Source organism: Blautia sp. AM47-4 (assembly GCF_003479865.1).
GTDB lineage: Bacteria > Bacillota > Clostridia > Lachnospirales > Lachnospiraceae > Fusicatenibacter > Fusicatenibacter saccharivorans.
This window is the reverse complement of sequence record NZ_QUHY01000053.1, coordinates 1-7567: the sequence shown is the minus strand read 5'-3', so window position 1 is coordinate 7567 and position 7567 is coordinate 1. Positions and strand designations below refer to the sequence as shown.

7 protein-coding genes and 1 pseudogene are annotated in these 7567 nt (G+C 37.3%); all 8 read right to left on the bottom strand.

All coding sequences use genetic code 11. The features are described 5' to 3' along the window. A partial coding sequence (locus DW965_RS17880) for an FtsK/SpoIIIE domain-containing protein (RefSeq protein ID WP_119198648.1) occupies positions 1-984 on the bottom strand: 984 nt, incomplete at its 3' end. A gap of 71 nt (positions 985-1055) precedes the next feature. Beyond that, positions 1056-1946, bottom strand: a complete 891-nt coding sequence (locus tag DW965_RS17875) for a sensor histidine kinase (RefSeq protein WP_117519224.1) — start codon at positions 1944-1946, stop codon at positions 1056-1058. Between the two features lie 11 nt (positions 1947-1957). Continuing rightward, entirely contained in the window at positions 1958-2785 is an 828-nt protein-coding gene (locus tag DW965_RS17870) for an ABC transporter permease subunit (RefSeq protein WP_118588258.1), read from the bottom strand. Next, a complete protein-coding gene (locus DW965_RS17865) occupies positions 2778-3692 on the bottom strand; it encodes an ATP-binding cassette domain-containing protein (protein WP_022621470.1) in 915 nt (304 codons plus the stop codon). The genes DW965_RS17870 and DW965_RS17865 overlap by 8 nt, the downstream gene beginning before the upstream one ends. Positions 3693-3781: 89 nt before the next feature. After that, a pseudogene (locus DW965_RS22345) lies at positions 3782-4443 on the bottom strand (response regulator transcription factor). 82 nt (positions 4444-4525) lie between these two features. Continuing rightward, positions 4526-4909 (bottom strand): YdcP family protein, encoded by a 384-nt coding sequence (locus DW965_RS17855; protein ID WP_055297303.1) that lies wholly within the window; start codon positions 4907-4909, stop codon positions 4526-4528. A 15-nt stretch (positions 4910-4924) separates the two neighbouring features. Beyond that, positions 4925-5251 (bottom strand): YdcP family protein, encoded by a 327-nt coding sequence (locus DW965_RS17850; protein WP_109258288.1) that lies wholly within the window; start codon positions 5249-5251, stop codon positions 4925-4927. Between the two features lie 238 nt (positions 5252-5489). Next, positions 5490-7567: SrtB-anchored collagen-binding adhesin (locus DW965_RS17840; protein WP_119198647.1), on the bottom strand; the 2078-nt coding region annotated here is incomplete at its 5' end.

The window sequence follows — 7567 nt, the reverse complement described above, 5'->3', positions numbered from 1 at the left end:
CACATATTCATCAAAGATAAGAAAGCAGGGTGGCAGTCCCAGATAGGCGTAGTTTTCGCCCGTCTTATAGTTCGGGTGTCGCTTCATTTCCTCACTTCGCTGTACCATGCCCTCATAAAAGGCATTGACGCAATCAATCATTTCTTCTTTGGTATGATACACATTTGCCATAACTGTTCCCAAGTCTGCAAGGTCAGCGTTCTTCGGGTCTAAGATATAAAGGACAGCGTTTGTATGCAGTAAGGCTTCAATAAGCGTCAGCAGAAAATAAGTTTTACCGCCACCAGTCCCACCAGCAATCAGAGCATGGGGAAGTGCGTCATATTCCCAGACAAGATTTTTCATCAATCTAAGACAGCCGTTTTCTGCCCGTACTTCATCAATGGTAATGCGGTTCGCTATCATATCATAAAGCAGAGTATATTCGATATAGCCGTCATGTAAGGTTTTGTCGGTCAGCTCGCAATACAAGCCACTTTCCAATTTATCCTCTAACCGTAAAAGCTGGTCTTGATATTTCCCCAGCGTAATTTCACAGCGGATATGAAGCAGTCCCTTTTCCATTTGATAGTAAATCTTTGGAAACCAGACGATTTTTTCTCTTGATCTGCTTTGCAGGTCAGTAAAAAAACCGCTGTCTTGTACGGTATCGGCTTCATACCACTTATTTTCCAGTATCATTCGTGCCAGCTTTTGACGGTGCAGGAGCTTCTTGAAACTGTCATAACAAAAACGGTAATACAGAAAAGCGACCAATGCACAAACACCAGTCGCTATCAGTATGGTTATGAAGTTGTAAGGGGAGAGTGTCAAGCCGTTTTCTAACAAGCTGAAATGCTCCCAATCGGTACGCATGAGCTGTTTGATATTCAATAGCAATAGAATCGCCACGAATACAAACAGAAGCGTCCCTATGGAAAAATGATAGACAAGGTGTTTGTCGCTGGCTCTGATACGGTGTCCTTTGTTCCAAATCTTACGCATAAATCAATCACTCCTTTCTGGGTACGAAAAAAGCAGTCAATCCAAAGACTAACTGCTATAAAAAGTTATTTTCACAAATCAAACACAATGCAAATATTAAGCATTTCATTATTATACTCGGCTGAAATTGTACCATTCATCTTTTCAACTAATGCTTTTGAAATAGACAATCCCAGTCCAGTTGAATTTCTAGCATTATTAACTGTATAAAATCGGTCAAATAATTTTCCAACTTCTATTTCAGTCAAATTTGAAGCATGGTTTATAAAATGAATTTCTCCATTTTCAAATAATGTAACTTCTAAATCGCCATTACTGTACTTGACTGCATTATTCAATAAATTTGCAAATATTCTTGATAATGCGGAACGGTCAAGATTACGGACTATCTTTTTCTGTGGAAGGATAATCTTAGGAGAAATTTGCTTTTCTTTTAAAATTGTATAGAATGAAGCGATACTTTCCTCTAATACATTGTTAATAGTAATAGGTTCAATTTTTAAATCTTCTTCTGAAGTTAAAATCACAGAATAACGAAATAATTCTTCTGTTAGTTGTTTTAGCATTTCTGTACGATTTTTTATGACAGCAATATATCTATTCACTTTTTCACTTTTTTCTTCTTGTTCAAGTAAATCCAAATAGCCATATATTGCGGTTAGCGGTGTGCGTAAATCGTGAGAAACATTTGTAACAGCATTTTTTAATTCTATATCGCCTTTTTGAAATTTTCTGCGTTCAGCTCGGAGCTTTCGTAGCTGGATATTTATTTCATTTGCTAAATGACACATATATTTATCGTTGCTTGAAATATCAATCAGAGTATTACTATCGGTTATGAGCTTTTCAGAGAATGAACATTCTATTTCTTTTGCAGATTTTCGTAATAAATGTATCTTGATAAGTAACAAGATAATTACTAAAATCAGTCCACTTATGAAAAGCCATAACCATAGCATAATTTTTCACTCCTTTACTTTAAATCTTTTTTCTTGAAAATCCAAACACCTGCACCAGTTGTAAGTATAACGATTACTAAGGAATATATAGGCAATCGTGTTAAATTAACAACTTGCATTGTTGAACATTGAATTGCTTGACCGCCTGGATTTACATCATAAAAGAATTGCACAATTTCTCGTTTTGTTCCGTCTAAATATTTTGGATTTTCCATTTCTTGAGCTGTGCTTTCTCCATTTTCTCCTATCGAATAAGCTGGAATAGTTTTTGGAGCGTCCAACATTCTATTACATATTGCACCAGCAAACAAAAGCCCAAATGAAAATAGAATACAAGCTACTGCAATAATAGCTTTATTTTGAGAGAGCATTGCTACAAGTGTAAAAAGAGAAGCAAATGTAACTGATAAAACCAAGACAGTTACTCCTATCATTACAATCATTTTCATATCAGCAACAAAAAATCCAAGTAAAGGAATTCCAACGCTGAGATACGGAACAAAAAACACAATACACATTGTAATTGCAATAATAGAACAAGTTACCATATTTGATAAATAAATAGTTTCTCTTTTCTGTCCTACGATAATTTTGTTTCTGATTGTTCCGTCATTATGTTCTGTACCGATAAAAAGACTACAAAATACAGCAAGAATAATTCCTATGAACAATGCACACATGAAAAATCCATTGTCAAGATTATTGATATATCCAGACTGTTTCATATCCCTATATCTCAATAGTGGGCTAGCTATTCCAATCACAAACATAAAAGCTAATGAACCCCAAAAACATTTATTTTTCCTTAATCGAAAGAAATTAGCAGATAATAATTTATTCATGTCTTGCACCCCCTACCAAGCTAACAAAATAACTTTCTAAACTTTCATCATGTTCATGTATCGAAATAACTTCACAATCTTTTTTGGATAATTCTGTCGTTAATTTTGAAATATTAACTTTTTCAAAAATATCCGCTTCTGTATTAGAAAGTATTTTATATTCAATGTTCATAGTGTCTAAAACATAAGCAAGGGTTTTTGTGCTTGATACTTTTAAATGAGTACATTTTCGGCATTTACTTTCCAATTCAATAGAGCTAATCTGTTTTATCATTTTACCATTGTCAATAAAGCCATAGTATGTTGCCAGTTTTGATAGCTCGTCTAATATATGACTAGAAATCAAAACGGTAATTCCATGTTCTTGATTGAGCTTCAAGATCAATTCCCTAATTTCTATAATTCCTTGTGGGTCAAGTCCATTGACTGGCTCATCAAGAACGAGAAAATCTGGCGAACCTGCAAGAGCAACCGCAATACCTAGTCTTTGACGCATACCAAGAGAAAAATTTTTTGCTTTTTTATTTCCCGTATTTTCAAGACCAACTAATTTTAATATTTCGGAAATTCCATCATCAGAGGGAATACCTAATACTTTGTATTGCTCCTTTAAATTTTCATACGCTGTTAAATCAACATAAATTGACGGTGTTTCTACGATTGCTCCCATTCTGCGACGAGATTTTGTAATGTCCTTATCTATGTGCTTTTTGCCATAAAGAACATAGTCGCCAGATGTAGGCTCTTGTAAACCACATATCAACCGTATAAGAGTTGTTTTGCCTGCTCCGTTTTTGCCGATAAGACCATAAATCGAACCTTTAGGCACATTCATTGATAAGCCGTTGAGTGCTTTAAAATGCCCGTAGTTCTTACATAAAGAATTTGTTTTAAGAACATATTCCATGATTTTTACCTCCTGTTTTCTGATATAGTTATTCTATCTTGTAAGAGTAAAGAAAACGGTAAAGAAAACAGTAAAGAAACAGTAAAGATTTATTCTGTTCTCATTTTAAATCCAATTCCCCAAACAGCTTCAATATAATCTTTTCCACTTATATCACGAAGTTTTTTTCTTAAATTACTAATGTGCATTTTTAATGAGCTTTCAGTACAGTCTGGTGTGTCCTCACTAATTTTTTCTAAAAGAAATGACTTTACAATAACTTGCTTCGGATTTTGTATTAACAATTTCAAAATAGCATATTCCGTTCTCGTCAGTTTTACTTTTTTGTCCTCTATGAACACTTCATAAGTAAATGTATCCAATGTAATATCTTCAAATTCTAATGTTCTGTTTAATGAGGGTGTTTTACTCTAAGTGCAACAGTAATTCTTGCCAATAATTCTTTTGTATCAAAAGGCTTAGTAACATAATCAACTGCACCACCAAGTAAAAGAGATACCTTATCTTCAACATCTACTTTTGCACTCATAACAATAATGGGAATATCTGATATTTGTGGTAATAATTCTTCCCCAGACAATCCCGGTAACATTAAGTCTAGCAAAATCAAATCTGGTTTTGTATCTGCTAAAAATAATAATGCTTCTGTACCAGAGTAAGCATGGGAAACCATATATCTTTCATGTACTAAAACTTCGTCCAACATTTTGTTTATATGAATATCATCATCAACAATTAAGATATGCTTCATTTTCATCACTCCATTATATTTGATATGAAATAATTATACCGTTATGCAGTATGCTCTACAATATAATTTTTACTCGGCAATCCTATTTTTTCTGTTGTCCCTGCGGTGTAGGGTTCTGTGGATTACCTGCGTTCTGATTGCCTTTATTCTTCAACACAATATCCTCTGCCTTTACATACCAGTCCACATCTGCACCTGTATAGGTTTTTCGTGATACCGTATCGGCTACTGGATTGACAAGTTCCACAACTGCATTGTACGGAAATTCCCTTAACGGTACTTCTGGCGGTACGGACACGGGGATAATTCCACCATGCAGACTGCACTTCAAATCATAGATACGCTTTTTAAGCTGGGTACTCGGTGTCCCGTCCTCATTCTGCAAGAACACATCACGCACCGCTGTAAATTTTAATTCTCCAAATGTTTTCTCTTTGTCAATAACAAACCCGTTTGATAATCTCATAAATTCTTCACTCCTTTACTTTTCATCAACTGCTACAATATCATCAGCAACTAACACATAATCGGTATGTCCCATATCCCCGATTGCGTAACCTCTGCCGTATAACTTCGGATTGACAAGTTTTACTTTCTGCTCATACTTGAAATGCTTTTCGCCAGCCTGCACGGGAATTTCCACCACAACATTTTCGCCTTTCTGTACGTCAGAATAAAGGTTATAGCTTCGTCTGGCTAAGACCCTGCGGTTATTTTTATCTCTTTCAAAGACTGGCTCGCTTTCGCCTGCAAATTCAAGAGTTCCAAAAGACTGTGCCATATCTGGCACGACATATTTCATTTCCATATTGTTTTACCTCGTTTCTTTCTATGTTTGATAAGTTTTTTAATTGTGATTTCTTATTCTGGCGGTTTGGGTAAATACCAGCAATCCCCCAGATAGTAAAGGGTAAAATAAATGCTTACGCACCCTTGACTATCTGTGTTCTTGCAGGTTGTAGACAGACAAGCAGAATAAGCGGAAGTCTGCCGTTTGACCGCTTCGGCGGAGAACGTGATTTTCCTTTTCTCATACCGTTACCGCCTTATGATTTCTTCATTTTACGGCGTTTGTAAAGATATGTTCCAGCCAATCCACCAGCAGACGCAAGCAACATCACAACAAATGCCATTACATTTGTACTGTCGCCCGTTTTGGGACTGTCGCTAGGTCTGTTAGGCTTTTCTGGTGTCGGTGGTGTTTCGGGTTTCTCTGGTTCTTCTGGCTTTTCCTTAAAAGTAATCGTCTGTCCCTTATCCTCAATATCCTTATGTTCGGTAACTTTCTTCGGTTCGTCTGGATTGCTCAAATCGTACAATTCTTCAAAAGTTACAAGCTGTTTGCCGTCAAGGGAAGTAGCGTCAAAGATAAAAGCAACTTCCACTTTCATAGTTTCGCTGTCAGCGGTAAACATATAATCACTTTCCACACGCTTTCCATTGATAAGAAGCTCTGCACTTTCTTCTTTCAACATCTGCCAGCCCACAAGTTTGTACTGTGTACCGACTTCTAAGCCCTCTAAGGTTACGGTATCAATGATTGTAACGTCTTTTCCTGCTTCAAGTTCTTTGTTACCGTCCTTATCGGTAGCAGTCGTATGAATTTTGATGATACGCTCTGTGATAAGTACGGTCTGCCCGTCGTCCTCAATGTCTTTGTGTTCCGCAACTTTTACGGGTTCGTCTGGATTGCTTAAATCATACAATTCTTCAAAGGTAACAAGATTTTTGCCACCTAAAGCAGACGCATTGAATGTATAGGAAATTTCCACTTTCATTTCTTCATCATCAGCGACAAAGGTATAATCGTTTTCCACACGTTTCCCGTCAATGATAAGCTCGGCATTTTTTTCTTTTAACATCTGCCAGCCTTTGAGCTGATATTTTGTGCCTTTTGTAAGTCCGTCTAATTTGACGGTATCAACAATCGTAACCTCTTTTCCTGCAAGGATTGTCTTTTCGCCGTCCTTGCTGGTTGCTGTGGTATGGATAGAGATTTCTTTCTCGTATTCATCAGTCAAAGTTCCTAAATCAATCACAAGATTGTTTCTTGATACTACGATTTCAAATGGTGGGATAAGTTCAAAGCCTTTGTTACTATCGCAACGCATTTCTTCAATGATATAGGTATCATAAGGTAATGCCCCCTTGCTGTCGTCTGGTTCAGAAGTCCCAAACCACACACCGTCCTCACTGGTCTTGCCTGCGTTTGTATTGTGCTTATGAGAAGCCCAGTCAGCAGAAGTGGAAAACTGCCCGTTATCATCAGTTACCACAACATGATTTTCGCCCGTTGTCTTGCTTGTGATCCTAAAAGGAACATCAGCAAGACGCTTATGTGTGCCTGCACCGATTTTTACACCCTCAATATCTCCACGCTTAATCTGATTGTAGATAGAATGAGCTTCGTCGGTTAAGTCCACGATTTTTCCATTTTCTGTGATTGTAAAATCAATCGGTTTTGCACCGTCAGTTAAGTAACCGTCGGGAGCTTCACTCTCAACAATACGGAATTTTCCATAAGGTAAGAGGTCAGAAGAAGTAGAAGCGATACCCTCAATATCTGTACGAATAGTTTTTACGACTTCATTTTTCTTATATAGCTTGCCCTCAACCAAAACAGAATTATCATTTAAGGAAATGATGTCAAAGACAGTATCTTTCAGAGTGGCACTTCCTTGTGGCTTTGTATCGCCCGTTTCTAAATCTCGTTTCTGAATTTTGACACCGCCACGGATAACCTTGTCTGATACGGAAAACTGGTTACTTCCAGATAATACGGCAAGGTCGCCGTCCTCGGTAATCTGTGTTACATATAAGCCCTTAATCTGTTCGGACTTATCGCCAGCCTGCATATATGCACCCTCTAACAAGTAGCCGTTTGGAGCTTTCGTTTCCTCAACGGTTAGCGTTCCAAGTGGAAGAACCGCCTTGCCGTCCTGCATATAGAAGCTATCGCCAGATACCTTGTATGCGTCCGCTAATTTTGTGATGTAGTGAGTTGTCCCGTCGCTGTCTGTTTCAGCGATTGTCTTTGTAACCCATGTACGAGTAGCTTCGGCAGGGAGATTGTCTTTATTATAGAAGCCTGCATAATACTTCCATGTAAATTCCGCACCTGCTA